Source organism: Duganella sp. Leaf61 (genome assembly GCF_001421905.1).
Lineage (GTDB): Bacteria > Pseudomonadota > Gammaproteobacteria > Burkholderiales > Burkholderiaceae_D > Rugamonas > Rugamonas zoogloeoides.
Genome location: NZ_LMLM01000001.1, coordinates 557,149 through 573,211 on the forward strand (window position 1 = coordinate 557,149; position 16,063 = coordinate 573,211).

Consider the following 16,063-nt stretch of genomic DNA (forward strand, 5'->3'; position numbering starts at 1 on the left):
GCTCCAGAAAATGGTTAAACCAGGTGCAAGGCAGCGAGCACCATGTCGATCAGCTTGATGCCCACGAACGGCAAAACGATCCCGCCCAGCCCATACAGCAGCAGGTTGCGGCGCAGCAGCGCCACCGCGCCGATGGCCCTGTATTTCACGCCCTTGAGCGCCAGCGGGATCAGCACCACGATGATCAAGGCATTGAAAATCACCGCCGACATGATCGCCGACGACGGGCTGGCCAGCTGCATCACATCGAGCGCCTTCAGTTGCGGATACGTGCCCACGAACGCCGCCGGGATGATGGCGAAGTACTTGGCGATGTCGTTCGAGATCGAGAACGTGGTCAGCGCGCCGCGCGTCATCAGCATCTGCTTGCCGATTTCGACGATTTCAAGCAGCTTGGTCGGATTCGAATCGAGATCGACCATGTTGCCAGCCTCCTTGGCAGCCTGCGTGCCCGAGTTCATCGCCACCGCCACGTCGGCCTGCGCCAGCGCCGGGGCGTCGTTGGTGCCGTCGCCGGTCATCGCCACCAGGCGGCCTTCGGCCTGGTATTTGCGGATCAGCTTTAATTTGTCTTCCGGCGTGGCTTCGGCCAGGAAGTCGTCCACGCCCGCTTCGGCGGCAATCGCGGCGGCGGTCAGCTGGTTGTCCCCGGTGATCATCACGGTCTTGATGCCCATGCGGCGCAGTTCGCCGAAGCGCTCCTTGATGCCGCCCTTGACGATGTCCTTCAATTCCACCACGCCCATCACGCGGCCACCGTCGGTGACCACCAGCGGCGTGCTGCCCCGGCGCGAGATATCGTCCACGGCGCGGCCCACTTCGGCCGGGTAGGCATTGGGCTGGCCGAGCGACTCGACGTAGCGGCGCACGCTGTCGGCCGCGCCCTTGCGCACGGCCCTCGCATCAGCGCCGATCCCGATATCGACACCGCTCATGCGGGTTTGCGCGGTGAACGGCACGAACACGGCATTCAACGACGCCATCTCGCGTTCGCGGATGTTGAACTTCTGCTTGGCCAGCACCACGATGCTGCGCCCTTCCGGGGTTTCGTCGGCCAGCGACGCCAGTTGCGCCACATCGGCCAGCTGCTGCTCGGTCACGCCGGGCGCCGGCACGAAGCTCGATGCCTGGCGGTTGCCGAGCGTGATGGTGCCGGTTTTATCGAGCATCAGCACATCGACGTCGCCCGCCGCTTCCACCGCGCGGCCCGACGTGGCGATCACGTTGGCCTGCATCATGCGGCTCATGCCGGCCACGCCGATGGCCGACAGCAGGCCGCCGATGGTCGTCGGAATCAGGCACACCAGCAGCGCGATCAGCACCGTGATGGTGACCGGCGTGCCCGATTGGGCCGCCTGCACCGAGAACAGCGAGAACGGCAACAGGGTAATCGTCACGATCAGGAACACGATGGTCAGCGCCACCAGCAGGATCGTCAGCGCGATCTCGTTCGGGGTTTTCTGGCGCTTGGCGCCTTCCACCATCGAGATCATGCGGTCGAGGAACGTCTCGCCCGGATTGACGGTAACCTTGACCACCAGCCAGTCCGACAGCACGCGGGTGCCGCCGGTGACCGACGAAAAGTCGCCGCCCGACTCGCGGATCACGGGCGCCGATTCGCCGGTGATCGCGCTTTCGTCGACCGAGGCCACGCCTTCGATCACTTCGCCGTCGATCGGAATCACGTCACCGGCTTCCACCAGGATGTAATTGCCCTTGCGCAGGTCGGTGGCCGGCTGCGGCAGCCAGGTGGTGCCGTACTTGGGCGAGGCCAGCTTCTTGGCGCTCACGGTTTGCTTGAGGTTGCGCAGCGACGCGGCTTGCGCCTTGCTGCGGCCTTCGGCCACCGCCTCGGCAAAGTTCGCGAACAGCACGGTGAACCACAGCCAGACAGAGATCGCCAGGATGAAACCGGCCGGCGCCTCGCCCTGGCCGAACAGCGCCTGCAGGTACAGCAAGGTGGTGATGATGCTGCCGACATACACCACGAACATTACCGGGCTGCGCACCTGCGTCGCGGGGCTGAGTTTTTTGAACGCGTCGGCAATCGCCGGCAGCAGCAGTTCGCTGTCGAACAGGCGCAGTTTTTTAGGCGCTGGATTGGTAAACAGCGTCATTTCTTTTTGAGTTGTTGACATGATGAGATCCTGCGAATTAATGAGCAAACATCTGCAAGTGTTCAACCACGGGACCGAGCGCCAGCGCCGGCACGTAATTGAGCACGCCGACCAGCACCACCACGCCGATCAACAGGCCGATGAACATCGGACCGTGGGTGGGCATGGTGCCGGCGTTGGCGCCGAGGCGCTGCTTGCCGGCCAGCGAACCGGCCACCGCCAGGATCGGCACGATCACGGCAAAGCGGCCGAACCACATGGCCACCGCCAGCAAGGTGTTGTAGAACGGCGTGTTGGCGGACAGGCCGGCAAAGGCGCTGCCGTTGTTGTTGGCGGCAGAGCTGAGGGCATACAGGATTTCGGAGAAGCCGTGGGCGCCGGGATTGAGGATGCCGGCGCGGCCGGCATCGGTCATCACCGCCAGCGCGGTACCGGCCAGCACCAGCGTCGGCGTGACCAGGATGGCGATCGACGTCATCTTCATCTCGTAGGCCTGGATTTTCTTGCCCAGGTATTCCGGCGTGCGGCCGATCATCAGGCCGGCGATGAACACGGCCAGGATGGCGAAGATCAGCATGCCGTACAGGCCCGAACCGACGCCGCCGAAAATCACTTCGCCGAACTGCATCAACACCATCGGGATCATGCCGCCGAGCGGCGTGAACGAATCGTGCATGGCATTGACGGCGCCGCACGAGGCAGCGGTGGTCACCGCGGCAAACAGCGTGGAGGCGCTGATGCCGAAGCGCGTCTCCTTGCCTTCCATATTGCCGCCCGATTGCAGGCTGCTGGCCGACTGGTCGATGTTCATCGCCTGCAGTGCCGGGTGGACCTGCTGTTCGGCACCCATCACCACCAGCGTGGCAGCGACGAACAGCACGGTCATGGCGCCGAGCACCGCCCAGCCCTGGCGACGGTCGCCGACCATGCGGCCGAAAGCGAAGCACAGGCCGGCCGGAATCAGGAAGATCGCCAGCATCTGCGCGAAGTTGGTCAGTGCGGTCGGGTTTTCATACGGGTGCGCCGAGTTGGCGTTGAAGAAACCGCCGCCATTGGTGCCCAGCATCTTGATCGCTTCCTGCGACGCCACCGGGCCCATGGCCAGGGTTTGCGTGCTGGTGGTCAGGGTTTCGGTCACCGGTTCGCCCTTGGCATCCTTGAGCGGCTGGTTGTCGGCGTCCACTTTTGGCTGGGTGTACGTGACCGGTTCGATCAACTGCACTTCCTTATATGCGGAGAAGTTCTGGATCACGCCCTGGCCGGCCAGGAAGACCGCCAGGATCATGGATAGCGGCAGCAGCACGTACAGGGTCGAACGGGTGACGTCGGCCCAGAAGTTACCGATCGATTTGGTCGAGCGCGACGAGAAGCCGCGTATCAGCGCGTAGCACACGGCGATGCCGGTGGCGGCCGAGAAGAAGTTCTGGCCGGTGAGCACCAGCATCTGGGTCAGGTAGCTCATGGTCTGCTCGCCACTGTATCCCTGCCAGTTGGTATTGGCGACGAAGCTGACTGCGGTATTGAAGGCCGAATCCGGGCTGACATTGGCCAGGCCCTGGGGATTGAGCGGCAGGAAGGCTTGCAGGCGTTGCAGGCCGTAGACTGCGACGGCGCCGAGGGCATTGAATGTCAACAGCGCGACGGCATAGGCTTTCCAGCCCTGGCCCTGCGGCTGGCCTTCTTTATCGGCGATGCCGGCGGCGCGGTACAGCAGGCGCTCCGCACCACCGAGCCAGCCCATGCCGGGCACCCGTGAACCGTCGCCTACGTGCGCCAGCAGCACGCCCAGCGGCCAGGCCAGCGCCAGCAGCACGGCCAGGAAGGCGACCAGCAGCAATATCGATTGGGTGGTCATCACAGTTCCTCCGCTTTGAGCAGCGCCAGCACCAGGTACACCAGCAGCCCGGCGGACGCGATGCCGCCGATCAGATAAAAGATGCTCATGGCTGGCCTCCCAGCTTGTCGCAGCCGGCGGCCATCGCCCAGATCGCGGCGGTGAAGGCCACGATCACACCCATAAATATAAAATCCATCACACCCTCGAAGGTCTTGTTTTGATGGATGAAAGGTTAGCGGCAGGGGTCTAAAGATTTTGTAAAGACTTCGGCGGCCGGTGTAAACAAACCGTAAAAATCGCCGTCTTTTACGATTTGTTTACGAGTGCGTAGTGACTTTTTAGACCATTTTTACGGGCGCCGGCATAGGCTGAAACTGTCTTCCACTACCTGTAAAAATCATGAATACCTGGAACTGGCCAGCGGCGCTCGATGCAATACCGTACTATGTACCGGCGTATCATCGCCACGAGGAGGTAACCGCATGATCGTCGCACTCACCGGTAACACCGAACACGATGGCAACCACGCCGTCTCCGACCTGGCCGAGGAACTGGCGCTGCTGCGGGTAGCCGCCGGCAACCGCGTGCTGCTGGTCTGCCCCGAACCCTGCGCCTACGATCCCCAGCTCTACGACGACCTGGTAATCGATGCCTCGCGCAATGAAGAGCGCGATGAGGCTTCGCTGGCCGGCGCCGCCGTCATCGTCGCGCTGCTGCGCCGCGCCGACCTTCAACACCCTGACCACCAGGACCACGCACCGCTGCTGGCCCGCCTGCGCGCCGCCAGCGCGGCCAACCCCGGCGCCCGGGTACTGGTCACCGTGGCCCACGGCAGCGAACCGCTCACGCCGCACCAGACCGGGTGCCTGCTGGTATTCGTGGCCCAGCTGCCCGGCGCGCGCCTGGCCGACACTTTAGTGCTCGACCACGACACCTACCATACACACCACAGCGCCTTCGAGGCGGATGCGTACAAGACCGCCAACGTGCTGTGCGCGCCCGAGGTGCGTCACCTGTATCGCCAGGTATTCAGCAGCAGATAAGCAATAGATAAAAAAGCGGGCCGGGCGGGTGCTACCCGGCCGGCCCGACGAAGGAAAATCCGCTGATCAGAAAGTCTTGCTGATGGTGACCAGCAGCGCAGTCTTGCCGGTGAACTTGCCGTTGACCGGCGACGCGTAAGCGGTCTTGCTGGCGTTCGTCCCCACCACGGCCAGCGCACCGGTGACGATGCCGAAGTCTTTGGTCGCGCCCACTTTCCAGTCAGTGTAGTCGGCCGCTTCGTTGTTCTTCACCTTCTGGTGGCCGGCGTGCAGGTTGATGATAAAACCTTCGCCTGCCTCGATATTGGCGCCCACGTCGATATAGCCGCTGTTCTTGCTGTCCACGAAGCCGAACAGGTTGGTCACCGCGTGCGAATACTTGACGTAGACAGGACCGACACCGAGCTGGCCATACACCTCGGTGGTGTCGGCGTTGGCAAAGCCAGCCACGTGTTTCAGGCCGTTCGACGGATACACATAGGTCAGCACACCGACGTCGTAGGAAACGGCATCGCTCATTTGCCCGCGCTTGCCGGCGTAGATATCGAGTTCCAGGTCGCCGTCGCCGCCGGCATCCTTGGTCCACTTGATCGACGACGCCCAGGCGCCGATATACAGGCCGGTGGGGTTGTTGACGTAATCGGCGCCGCCCTGCACCGCCGGCTGCAGGCGCGTTTGCGAGATGCCGCGATAGCGGTAGTCGGACACCACGGCGGCGTTGAAGCTGACCTCGTTATCGGGCTTGGCGGCTTCCTGGGCCTGCACCGCACCGGCGGCAAGGGCGGCGCTCAATGCGGCGGCCAGTATCAATTTGTTCATGTTGCGCTTTCTATTAGTAGTGGGATGTCTGAGTAAATCGCCCGAACTCCGCGCCGGGCAGCGACTGCATCACCGCGTCCATCACCGGCGCGACCATGGCGGCACCCACGCACAGCCACACCTGCATGCGGGTGCCGTGCTCGCAGATTTCGATGCGGATGAATTCGAGCGAATCGCCGCAGATGCGCGTAACCATGCGGCGCAATTGGGTGACCGATGCTGTATCGACCTTGAGCGTCATCACGCAAGGGAAGTGATTCATGGCAGCTCCGATAAGGGTTAAGCGATGGAGCCAGCTTATCGGGCAGCCCGTAAAAACGGTCTAAAAAGACGGGGGCCTCTTGTAAACATCGTGTATAAATTGCCGCTGTTTGCTCCGGTTGAGGATAGAATACGCAAACACGCGCAATTAGCTGTACATATACCCAGTACATGAGCCCAGTAAATAAGCCCAACACATAAACCCAGTATCGACATTATCAGCTTGATCACGTATGGCCACTAAAAAACCAGTTTCCGACTATAGCGAATCATCCATCCGGGTCCTCAAGGGCCTGGAACCTGTCAAGCAGCGCCCGGGCATGTACACCCGCACCGAGAACCCGCTGCACATCATCCAGGAAGTCATCGACAACGCCTCGGACGAAGCACTGGGCGGCCACTGCAAGAACATCATCGTCACCCAGAACGCCGATGGCAGCATCACGGTGGAGGACGACGGCCGCGGTATTCCGGTCGGATTGCACCCAGAAGAAGGCGTGCCGACGGTGGAAATCGTGTTTACGCGACTGCACGCGGGCGGTAAATTCGACAAGGGTTCGGGCGGCGCGTACGCGTTCTCGGGCGGTTTGCACGGCGTGGGCGTCTCCGTCACAAACGCGCTGTCCAAGCGCCTGGAAATCACGGTCTGGCGCAAGGAACCCAATGGCACCGGCCTGCACCACCTGGTGTTCGAACATGGCGACGTGGTCGAGCCGCTGACGTCCGTGGTCGCGCCGCGCGACGGCAAGAAGTCCGGCACCCGCGTCACCGCCTGGCCCGATGCCAAGTACTTCGACTCGCCGGCCATCTCGCAAACCGAGCTGCAACGCCTGCTGCGCTCCAAGGCCGTGCTGCTGCCCGGTGTGACCGTTACGCTCACCAATGCCAAGACCGGCGAATCGCAGACCTGGCAGTACAACGACGGCCTGCGCGGCTATCTGACCGAAGCGCTGGCCCAGGCCACCGATGGCGAAACCCTGATTCCGCTGTTCGAAGGCGCGCAGTTCGCCGGCCCCGACGCCGAAGGCTTTGCCGAAGGCGAAGGCGCGGCATGGGTGGTGGCGTGGACCGAACAAGGCGCGGTAGTGCGTGAATCGTATGTCAACCTGATCCCCACCCCCAATGGCGGCACCCACGAATCGGGCCTGCGCGACGGCCTGTATGGCGCCGTCAAGAATTTCGTCGAGATGCACTCGCTGCTGCCGAAAGGCGTCAAGCTGCTGCCCGAAGACGTGTTTGCGCGCGTGTCGTTCGTGTTGTCGGCCAAGGTGCTGGACCCGCAATTCCAGGGCCAGATCAAGGAGCGCCTCAATTCGCGCGATGCGGTGCGCCTGGTCTCCACGTATTCGAAACCTGCGCTCGAACTGTGGCTCAATCACCACGTCGATTACGGCAAAAAGCTAGCCGAGCTGGTGATCAAGCAGGCGCAGTCACGTCTGCGCTCGCTGCAGAAAGTGGAAAAGAAAAAGTCGTCTGGCGTGGCGGTTTTGCCGGGCAAGCTGACCGACTGCGAATCGACCGATGTCACCCGCACCGAATTGTTCCTGGTCGAGGGTGACTCGGCAGGCGGTTCGGCCAAGATGGGCCGCGACAAGGAATTCCAGGCCATCCTGCCGCTGCGCGGCAAGGTACTCAATTCGTGGGAAACCGACCGTGACCGCCTGTTCGCCAACAACGAGATCCACGATATCTCGGTGGCGATCGGCGTCGATCCGCACAACGCCACCGACACCCCGGACCTCTCCGGTCTGCGCTACGGCAAAATCTGCATTCTTTCGGACGCGGACGTCGATGGCTCGCACATCCAGGTACTGCTGCTCACGCTGTTCTTCAAGCACTTCCCGGGCCTGATCGCCAACGGCAATATCTGCATCGCCCGCCCGCCTTTGTACCGCGTCGATGCGCCGGCGCGCGGCAAGAAGCCGATCCAGAAGCTGTATGCGCTCGACGCCGGCGAACTGGTGGCGATCGAGGACAAGCTGCGCAAGGACGGCTTGAAAGAAGGCGCCTGGTCGATCTCGCGCTTCAAAGGCCTGGGCGAGATGAACGCCGAGCAGCTGTGGGAAACCACGATGAACCCGGACACGCGCCGCCTGTTGCCAGTCGCCCTGGGCGAGTACGAGCACGGCGCCTCGGCCGCACGTTTCAATATGCTGATGGGTAAAGGCGAAGCCGCCGCCCGCCGCGCCTGGATCGAAGAACACGGCAACGAAGCCGAAGCAGACATCTAATACGAACCACTATGACTCAAGCAAATCTCTTTGACGAATCGCTGCCGGACCCGGACGGCGCCCTGCCGCCCGGCGGCCCCACCGACGGCGGCGAAACGCTGACCCTGTCCACGTTTGCCGAACGCGCCTACCTCGATTACGCCATCTCGGTGGTCAAGGGCCGCGCCCTGCCCGACGTGTGCGACGGCCAGAAGCCTGTGCAGCGCCGCATCCTGTACGCGATGAACGAAATGGGCCTGAACTCCACCGCCAAGCCGCGCAAATCGGCCACCGTGGTCGGCGACGTGCTTGGTAAATTGCACCCGCACGGCGACCAGTCGGTGTACGACGCCATGGTGCGCATGGCCCAGGATTTTTCGCTGCGCTATCCGCTGGTCGATGGCCAGGGTAACTTCGGCTCGCGCGACGGCGACGGCGCCGCTGCCATGCGCTACACCGAAGCGCGCCTGACGCCGATCGCCAAGGTGCTGATGGACGAGATCAATCTCGGCACCGTCGATTTCCAGGCCAACTACGACGGCTCCACCGAGGAACCGAGCCTGCTGCCGGCACGCCTGCCCATGGTGCTGCTCAACGGCGCCTCCGGTATCGCTGTCGGCCTGGCTACCGAGATCCCGTCGCACAACCTGACCGAAGTGGCGCAGGCGGCGGTGGCGATGATCCGTAATCCGAAAATTTCGCACGCCGAACTGATGGCGCTGATTCCGGGGCCCGACTTCCCCGGCGGTGGCCAGATCATCACCACGGCCACGCAGATCAGCGATATGTATTCCACCGGTCGTGGCAGCATGAAGGTGCGCGCGCGCTGGAAGATCGAAGAACTGGCGCGCGGCCAGTGGCAGGCAGTTGTCAACGAACTGCCGCCCGGTACCTCGTCGCAAAAGGTGCTCGAGGAAATCGAGGAACTGACCAATCCCAAGGTCAAGCTGGGCAAGAAGGCGCTGTCGCCGGAACAACTGGCGTTGAAATCGCTGATCTTGAATTCGCTCGACACCATCCGCGACGAATCGGGCCGCGCCGCGCCGGTGCGCCTGGTGTTCGAGCCGAAATCGAAGAACCAGGACCAGACCGAATTCATGCTGATGCTGCTGGCGCACACGTCGCTCGAGTCGTCGGCGTCGATCAACCTGGTGATGATCGGCGGCGATGGCCGGCCGCGCCAGAAAGGGTTGACCGAAATTTTGCAGGAGTGGATCGAGTTCCGCTTCGGTACCGTCACCCGCAGAACGCAATTCAAGCTGGGCAAGGTCGATGCGCGCATCCATATCCTGGAAGGCCGCGAGACGATTCTGCTCAATATCGATGAAGTGATCCACATCATCCGCAACTCGGACGAGCCGAAGTCCGCGTTGATGGAGCGCTTCCGCCTGTCCGAAATCCAGGCCGAAGACATCCTGGAAATCCGCCTGCGCCAACTGGCGCGCCTGGAAGCGATCAAGATCCAGCAGGAACTGGCCGAACTGCGCAAGGAAAAAGGCACGCTGCAAGACCTGCTCGACAACCCGTCGTCGATGAAGCGCCTGATCATCAAGGAAATCGAGAACGATTCCAAGACCTATGGCGATGCCCGCCGTACCGTGATCGAAGAAGCGCAAAAAGCGGTCGTGGAACAGAAAGTGGTGGACGAACCGGTCACCGTGATCATCTCGGAAAAAGGCTGGATCCGCGCCCGCACCGGCGTGGGCCACGACGCCGGTCAATTCACCTTCAAGGCCGGCGATGCGCTGTACGGCGCTTTCGAATGCCGCACGGTGGACAACCTGCTCGCCTTCGGCAGCAACGGCAAGGTGTACTCGGTGCCGGTGGCGGCCTTGCCGAACGCGCGTGGCGACGGCGTGCCGGTCACCACCCTGATCGACCTGGCCACCGGCGCGCGCATCCTGCACTACTTCGCAGGCAGCGGCGCCACGCAACTGATGCTGACCACCAGCGCCGGTTTCGGTTTCCTCGCCAAGGCGGCCGACATGGTCAGCCGCATCCGTGGCGGCAAATCGTTTATCACCTTGGACGAAGGCGACGTGCCGCTGCCGCCATCGGTGGTCGGTCCGGAAGCTTCCGCCGTGGCAGCGCTGTCGGCCAATGCCCGCGTGCTGGTGTTCGGACTGGACGAGATGAAGGTGCTGACCAACGGCGGTCGCGGCGTGATCGTGATGGAGCTCGAGGACAAGGAAACGCTGGTCTCGGCCAAGCCGATCAGCCAGAAAGGCGTGATCGTCAGCGGTATCGGCCGTGGCGCCAAGCCGCAGGATGTGCGACTGTCGGCGTCCGGGCTGGCAGAGCACATCGGCAAGCGCGCCCGCAAGGGCAAGGCACTGGCCACCCGCATCAAGCCGAGCGGACTGACGCCGATCGTGTAACGACAACGCGCAGCAACAAGCCGTCATCCCGCAGCAGCGGCATGACGGCTTTTTTTATATCAGCGAATCAAGAGGATGCTGCCAGCAGCCAGTCGCGGCCCCGGCCGTCGAGCGCGACTGCGATCACGTCTTCGGGCAGGGTGTACACGGTCGCCCAGGTTGCCCGGCCATCGGCGCTATTGGACGGAAAGCTGGCCGTTTCGATCGGCCAGTGATACTTGCGCTTCAAGGTCCGCACGATGGCGGCCAGAGTGACCCGGCCGCGCAGCGGTTCGGCGCCGGTCTGGTCGGCGTTGGAGAGTAAAACAGCCAGCACCGCACCGCGCGCGGTGCGGGGGCCGGGAAATACGGGAGAGAGTTTGCGGATCATACAGGTATTCTAAATAAAAAACGGGCACACCCTCACAGGTGCGCCCGTTCTTCTAACCGCGCAGCTGATTAGTGCTTGGCAGCGGCTTCTTTGACGTCGGCAGCGGCTTTGGCGCGCACTGCGTCGGTCTTGTTGGCGGCCAGCGCTTTGTCTTCGGTGGCGTCAACGGTTTTCTTGATGGCTTTGGCGTCCGCTTTCACGGTTTTCTTTTCAGCCTTCTCGACTGCCTTGGCGACGTCTTTCTGGCCTTCGGCAGCAACTTTGGCTTTGTCTTCAGGATCGGCTTTGGCCACTTTTTCGTTGGCTTTGGCAGCTTCGGTGTTTACCTTGGCTTGCTGTTCAGCGTGGACCTGGTCGGCCTTGTTGACAGCCTTGTTGGCTTTTTTGTCGGCCTTGGCTTCAACCTTGGCTTCTTTTTGCTGGGCCTTGGCGATGTCTTTGTTGGCTTCGGTCTGGGCGCGGGTTACTTCCGGCGTTTGGGCGAAGGCAGCGGTAGCGAACAGGCCGGCGATCAGGGTAGCGACGATTTTGCTCATGATAGTTCCTCTCAATTATGTTTGGATACGTTCTTATTTAGGTGGGCAAGACCATCAAAGGCCCCGCCTGCTAAACGCTTTCCGCTTTTTGGTAGAAGCGCTAGGTCACGTAACCAGAATATCCAAAACCCCGAAAGTTGACTGTTCGGTACCGTACCAAACCCTTTATTTGATTGCAGGACGGGAATAAAGGTCGATGATGGTGGTCACCGCATCGGCGCACACCGAACAGAACTTGTCGCTGCGATCGAACATCAAACATTGCATCTCGGGCCGGTAATAACCGGTGGCTTCGTAGTTGGCGCCTTCGAATGCGCCCACCGTGTGCCGGTGCGGATCGCGCGAGAACAGTGCGTTGCTCTGCTCCAGGTCGCGATGAAACAGTGCGCTCATTTCCGACTCGGGACGGTTGGCCGCCCGCAGCGCGGCGCGTTCCTTCTGATACGCGCGCGACGCGGTTTCGTACGCTTCCTTCGGCCATGGGGTGGGTAGCGGGGTGCCGTCCTTGACGAATTTTTTCCATTTCAGTTTGGCCGGGTCGCGCAGCGCCGTGGCGTTGGGTTCCCACGGTTCGCGGCGGGCGCCACCGGTGGCGTAGGCCACGGGCGACGTGTAGTACTCGTCGGCCAGGCCGGCAAAATGGTGGCCGAATTCGTGCACGAACAAATAATTGGCCCAGTCGTTGTTGGCCGCCGCCGTGCTGAACTGGCCGAAGATGCCGCCGCCGCCATAGGTGTCGTTGTTGACCAGGATTTCGATGAACTCGTACGACGCGTTCTGCGCCAGCTCGCGCAGCGCGCGGTTATCCAGCGTGAGCACGTAGCGCTCGCTGCCGAAGATGTCGTAGCGCGTGCCCAGCGGCGACGCATGGTGCACGCCGGTCGATGGCCGCGACACGCCCGATTCAGCCGTGGGCAGCGCCAGCGCCCACACATTGAAGTCATTGGCGCGCTCCTTGAACGGCGAGACACTGAACAAGTGGTCGGCCAGCTTGCGCGCGGTCGCTTCGAATTTTTTCATCTCGCCGGCGGTGTAGCCGTCGCCGAGGATCAACAGGTCCACCTTGTCCTTCGGCGCGCCGTTGACGCGGATGCCGATCGGCTTCACCGGGGCGGCGGCCTGCTTGCGCACCACGTCCATGGCGTTGGTATCGACGCGCGTGGACCACACCACCGAGAACGCGCCGCGCTCGTCGCGCTTCAGGATGCGCACACGCACCGGCTTGTCGGGCTTGGGGAAGCGTACCGATTCCTGGAAGCCGCGATTGGTATGGGCAGCTTCTTCGGTGCTGGCCCATTCGGCAAACACCGTGGAAAAACCGCGCGAATACAGCAGCTCACCCGATTCGGCATCGACCACTTCCACCAGGTTGTTGCCGCGATTGGTGTCGTCGATGGTGCTGCGCATGTCGCCGGGCCACGGCAGCGGCTCGATCACCACGCGATCGACCGCGTATTGTTCGTTGAGGGCGTTGCCGCTGTGGATATAGTCGAGACGGACGGTGGCCGGTTGTGCCGATGATGCCGCAGCGTTGGCGGTGGTAGCGGTGTTGGTAGCGGCGGTGGCGCTGGCGGTTGCTGTGGTGGCGGTCGCAGCGATCACAGCATTGGCGGCGGTGGCGGTGGCAGCGGTGAAACCGGCAGCGGCAATGCAGGCAGCGGCAAGCGCGCCGATCAGGTTGTTACGGGACATGCGGGCCTCGCGAAGGTCGAAACGTCCATTCTAGTGCCTGCATCCCGCGCGGCCAATACCTGAATCAGTTGCGCCGCGCCGGCACGGGCCCGGGGTCGAGCTGGCGGATATCGAGCCGCATATTCAGGATCGAATAGCTGTGCGTCTCGGGTTTTACATAGCCCACGCTGTCGGGCGTCTTGCGGAAGGTGAACTGGAACCCGGGCGCGAGTGCGCCCTCGCCGCCCATCTCGCGGCCGCTGGTGGCGATCCCGATGGCCTCGTTCTCGTGGTTGTTGATCAGGTTTTCCATCAGCTCGACCACCGCGTTGCGGCCGAGGATGTCGCTTGAATACACGGGCTGGCGCAGCAGTTCGCGGCCATCGGCCAGGCGGCCGCCGGCCTTGTCGGGCGCCGGCGTGAACGTGTGCGTGGCCAGGTCGTAGCGGTCGCCCCGGTCCAGGTAACTGAGCACCGCGTTGGAGACGTTGAAGCCGGCGCGGGCGCTGTCGGTAGTGGCGCGCGTGAGGTCGATCAGCAGCGCACCCTTGACGCCGATGATTTCCACCTGCCGCCGCCGGTCCACCACCATGGCCGTGTTCTCGTCGATGCCGAGGCCGAACTTGTAGCCCTTCTTGAGCATGGCCGGTATCATCCGGGCGAACCGGCCGCGCACCAGCAGGTGCTGGTCGACGAAGACGTCGTCGCCGATGAAACCCAGGCCGGGGGCAATGTCGCGACCGTCCGCTACGCCCTGGTGCAAGGTGGCCAGCACCGAGTTGGGCGCGTAAAACATGGTGCTGCTCATGATGGCGGCGCCGGCGCTGTCGCCGGCCACCACGCCGCCGCGCCGGTACACGTCCCATACGGCGTCGAGCACGGCGGTGCGGCTGCCGTCGGCGCGCACCAGCGCCTCGGTGATGCGCGACTGGTCGCCGCCGACGAAGAACACGCCGCCGGCGCCGCGCACCGCGCCGGCCAGTTCCGCATCCTCGGCCACCTTGCGAAAATCGGTATCGGCCAGGCGCACCGACAGCGGCACCACGAAGGCAGCCGCGCCATAGCTGTTGAGGCGTTCGGAGATCCACTGGCCGGCGCGTTCGGGATTGGCGCTGGCCGACGGCAGCACGGCAATGCGCGCGCCCGGCCCGCCGGCAAGGTTGACGATGCGTTGCCAGATCTCGGCATTGTCGGCTTTCAGGCCGCCGCCGACGATCACCAGCGATCCTTGCGGCGCGGCCGGGGTGGCAACTGAGGGCGCAGCGGCGGCAGCGTGCGCCAGCGGCATGGCCGCCAGCAGCGCGGCCTGGAACAGGGATCGCAATCGCAAGGAGAACATGCGCATGTGGGCTCCAAAAGAAAATGGGATGGCCGAGTGCCATCCCATTCAAGTGTAGCTCAACTGTGATTTACCTGTAGCGGTAGAGCGGCTGCTGCAGCTGGATCGGCCGGATATCCATGCGCAGTTTCAGTACCGAATACGCTTCCACCTCGGTCGAGCTGTACCCGACGCTGTTGATGGTTTTGCTGAAGCGGAATTCAAAGCCCATGTCCGGATACGAATCGCGCGGATTGCCGAAGGCGATGCCGATGGCGTCCTGCTGGGCGTTATCGATCAGGTTGACCATCAGGTCCAGCACCGCGTTATTGCCGAGAATATCGTTGGTATAGACCACGCCCCGGGTATCGGGCTGGTTGGGGTCGAGCTTGTTGTCGGCCTTGTCGGGCGACGGCGTGAAATCGCGCGTGACCAGGTTGAACTTGTCGCCCCGGTCGAGGTAGCTGATGGTGGCGTTGCTGATATTAAAACCCTTGATGGCGCGGTCGGTGATCGCCGCCGACAGGTCGAGCAGCAGCGCACCGCTGTAGCCGATGATCTCCACGTCGCGCTTGGCGTTGACCACCATCGCCGTGTTTTCGTCGATACCAAGGCCGATCTGGTACCCTTTTTTCAGCATCACCGGGATCATGCGGGCAAAGCGCCCGCGCACCAGCAAGTGCTGGTCGATGAAGACGTCATCGCCAACAAAGCCGAGGCCGGGGGCGATTTCGTTGCCGTCGGTTACGCCCTGCTTGAGCATGTCGAGCGTGGACTTGGCGTCATAAAACATGGTGGTGCTCATGATGGCCGCGCCGGCCGACGAACCGGCCACCACACCACCGTCGCGGTAGACGTCCCACACGGCTTCGAGCGCAGCGGTACGGGTGCCGTCCTGGCGCACCAGCGCCTTGGTGATGCGGGCCTGGTCGCCGCCGGTAAAATAAATGCCGGTGGCCGAATGGATCAGGGCGACGACCTCGGGGTCTTCGGCCGCCTTGCGGTAGTCGCTATTGGGCAGCGTGACGCCGAGCGGAATGAAAAATGCCTGGGCGCCATATTGGTTGAGCTTGTTGACCGTGTTCTGGGCGGCGTTTTCAGGATTGATCGAGGCCGAGCCGAACACGCCGATGCGCGCGCCCTTGCCACCAGCCAGGAGCACGATCCGTTGCCAGACTTCCGCATTATCGGCACGCAAGCCGCCACCGATAATCACCAGGTTGCCCGCCGGCGGTGCCAGGACCGGCTTGGGCGGGGGGACCGCCTTGGCCGGTTTGACCGCCTTGCCGGTGGGTTGGGCCTTGGCTGCGGCGCCTTGCGCCGCGTGTACGCCGAAGCTGGCAAACACCAGCAGCCAGAGCACGAACAGGCGCTGGCACGTAAAACCTGAAAAATTCATGTTGCCCTTCCAAAGTGAAACCGGCGCCGGGGCTTGCGCGCGGCGCCGTTGCATTGCAGATGATACCAATCAATTACTTAAGGCTATATTACATTGTTGAGGGG

General features: G+C 63.0%; 13 protein-coding genes. 3 read left to right on the forward strand and 10 right to left on the reverse strand.

The features are described from left to right. Positions 1-14 precede the first annotated feature (14 nt). The 3 genes from kdpB to ASF04_RS02440 are packed head-to-tail and all read right to left on the reverse strand — an operon-like array spanning position 15 to position 4,061. Complete coding sequence (kdpB, locus tag ASF04_RS02430) at positions 15-2,117, reverse strand: potassium-transporting ATPase subunit KdpB (RefSeq protein WP_056137811.1); 2,103 nt, start codon at positions 2,115-2,117, stop codon at positions 15-17. A 37-nt stretch (positions 2,118-2,154) separates the two neighbouring features. Beyond that, positions 2,155-3,972, reverse strand: a complete 1,818-nt coding sequence (kdpA, locus tag ASF04_RS02435) for a potassium-transporting ATPase subunit KdpA (RefSeq protein ID WP_056137813.1) — start codon at positions 3,970-3,972, stop codon at positions 2,155-2,157. Further along, the gene (locus tag ASF04_RS02440; protein ID WP_019923168.1) at positions 3,972-4,061 is read right to left on the reverse strand and encodes a potassium-transporting ATPase subunit F; all 90 of its coding nucleotides are present in this window, start codon (positions 4,059-4,061) and stop codon (positions 3,972-3,974) included. The genes kdpA and ASF04_RS02440 overlap by 1 nt, the downstream gene beginning before the upstream one ends. A gap of 375 nt (positions 4,062-4,436) precedes the next feature. Between ASF04_RS02440 and ASF04_RS02445 the strand changes: the two genes are divergently transcribed. Beyond that, on the forward strand, positions 4,437-4,997 hold the full coding sequence (locus ASF04_RS02445) for a hypothetical protein (protein ID WP_056137815.1): 561 nt from the start codon (positions 4,437-4,439) through the stop codon (positions 4,995-4,997). A 66-nt stretch (positions 4,998-5,063) separates the two neighbouring features. Here ASF04_RS02445 and ASF04_RS02450 read toward each other — a convergent pair whose 3' ends face one another. Together ASF04_RS02450 and ASF04_RS02455 are read right to left on the reverse strand one after the other, a co-directional pair. Continuing rightward, positions 5,064-5,816 (reverse strand): TorF family putative porin, encoded by a 753-nt coding sequence (locus tag ASF04_RS02450; protein WP_056137817.1) that lies wholly within the window; start codon positions 5,814-5,816, stop codon positions 5,064-5,066. 13 nt (positions 5,817-5,829) lie between these two features. Further along, positions 5,830-6,078: a hypothetical protein gene (locus ASF04_RS02455; RefSeq protein ID WP_229204886.1), complete on the reverse strand. Its 249-nt coding sequence runs from the start codon at positions 6,076-6,078 to the stop codon at positions 5,830-5,832. 232 nt (positions 6,079-6,310) lie between these two features. Here ASF04_RS02455 and ASF04_RS02460 point away from each other — a divergent pair, with 232 nt between their 5' ends. Together ASF04_RS02460 and parC are read left to right on the forward strand one after the other, a co-directional pair. Next, the gene (locus tag ASF04_RS02460; protein WP_019923174.1) at positions 6,311-8,308 is read left to right on the forward strand and encodes a DNA topoisomerase IV subunit B; all 1,998 of its coding nucleotides are present in this window, start codon (positions 6,311-6,313) and stop codon (positions 8,306-8,308) included. An 11-nt stretch (positions 8,309-8,319) separates the two neighbouring features. Further along, positions 8,320-10,665 (forward strand): DNA topoisomerase IV subunit A, encoded by a 2,346-nt coding sequence (gene parC / locus ASF04_RS02465; RefSeq protein WP_056137821.1) that lies wholly within the window; start codon positions 8,320-8,322, stop codon positions 10,663-10,665. Positions 10,666-10,732: 67 nt separating this feature from the next. Here the strand turns inward: parC and ASF04_RS02470 are convergent, their stop codons facing one another. The 5 genes from ASF04_RS02470 to ASF04_RS02490 all read right to left on the reverse strand — a co-directional run bounded on the left by ASF04_RS02470 (position 10,733) and on the right by ASF04_RS02490 (position 15,959). Further along, a complete protein-coding gene (locus ASF04_RS02470; protein WP_056137823.1) occupies positions 10,733-11,035 on the reverse strand; it encodes a hypothetical protein in 303 nt (100 codons plus the stop codon). Between the two features lie 68 nt (positions 11,036-11,103). After that, positions 11,104-11,571: a hypothetical protein gene (locus ASF04_RS02475; RefSeq protein ID WP_056137824.1), complete on the reverse strand. Its 468-nt coding sequence runs from the start codon at positions 11,569-11,571 to the stop codon at positions 11,104-11,106. 165 nt (positions 11,572-11,736) lie between these two features. Beyond that, on the reverse strand, positions 11,737-13,263 hold the full coding sequence (locus tag ASF04_RS02480) for an IgA Peptidase M64 (RefSeq protein ID WP_056137826.1): 1,527 nt from the start codon (positions 13,261-13,263) through the stop codon (positions 11,737-11,739). A gap of 64 nt (positions 13,264-13,327) precedes the next feature. Continuing rightward, complete coding sequence (locus ASF04_RS02485) at positions 13,328-14,587, reverse strand: cyanophycinase (protein ID WP_082488502.1); 1,260 nt, start codon at positions 14,585-14,587, stop codon at positions 13,328-13,330. 64 nt (positions 14,588-14,651) lie between these two features. Continuing rightward, complete coding sequence (locus ASF04_RS02490) at positions 14,652-15,959, reverse strand: cyanophycinase (RefSeq protein ID WP_056137828.1); 1,308 nt, start codon at positions 15,957-15,959, stop codon at positions 14,652-14,654. Positions 15,960-16,063: the final 104 nt, after the last annotated feature.

What these genes read in the sequence shown, in the direction of transcription:
- ASF04_RS02490 (WP_056137828.1), bottom strand. Translation starts at nt 15,959, where the DNA reads ATGAATTTTTCAGGTTTTACGTGCCAGCGCCTGTTCGTGCTCTGGCTG.
- ASF04_RS02445 (WP_056137815.1), top strand. Translation starts at nt 4,437, where the DNA reads ATGATCGTCGCACTCACCGGTAACACCGAACACGATGGCAACCACGCC.
- ASF04_RS02460 (WP_019923174.1), top strand. Translation starts at nt 6,311, where the DNA reads ATGGCCACTAAAAAACCAGTTTCCGACTATAGCGAATCATCCATCCGG.
- ASF04_RS02485 (WP_082488502.1), bottom strand. Translation starts at nt 14,587, where the DNA reads ATGCGCATGTTCTCCTTGCGATTGCGATCCCTGTTCCAGGCCGCGCTG.
- ASF04_RS02455 (WP_229204886.1), bottom strand. Translation starts at nt 6,078, where the DNA reads ATGAATCACTTCCCTTGCGTGATGACGCTCAAGGTCGATACAGCATCG.
- kdpA (WP_056137813.1), bottom strand. Translation starts at nt 3,972, where the DNA reads ATGACCACCCAATCGATATTGCTGCTGGTCGCCTTCCTGGCCGTGCTG.
- ASF04_RS02475 (WP_056137824.1), bottom strand. Translation starts at nt 11,571, where the DNA reads ATGAGCAAAATCGTCGCTACCCTGATCGCCGGCCTGTTCGCTACCGCT.
- parC (WP_056137821.1), top strand. Translation starts at nt 8,320, where the DNA reads ATGACTCAAGCAAATCTCTTTGACGAATCGCTGCCGGACCCGGACGGC.
- ASF04_RS02480 (WP_056137826.1), bottom strand. Translation starts at nt 13,263, where the DNA reads ATGTCCCGTAACAACCTGATCGGCGCGCTTGCCGCTGCCTGCATTGCC.
- kdpB (WP_056137811.1), bottom strand. Translation starts at nt 2,117, where the DNA reads ATGACGCTGTTTACCAATCCAGCGCCTAAAAAACTGCGCCTGTTCGAC.
- ASF04_RS02470 (WP_056137823.1), bottom strand. Translation starts at nt 11,035, where the DNA reads ATGATCCGCAAACTCTCTCCCGTATTTCCCGGCCCCCGCACCGCGCGC.
- ASF04_RS02450 (WP_056137817.1), bottom strand. Translation starts at nt 5,816, where the DNA reads ATGAACAAATTGATACTGGCCGCCGCATTGAGCGCCGCCCTTGCCGCC.
- ASF04_RS02440 (WP_019923168.1), bottom strand. Translation starts at nt 4,061, where the DNA reads ATGAGCATCTTTTATCTGATCGGCGGCATCGCGTCCGCCGGGCTGCTG.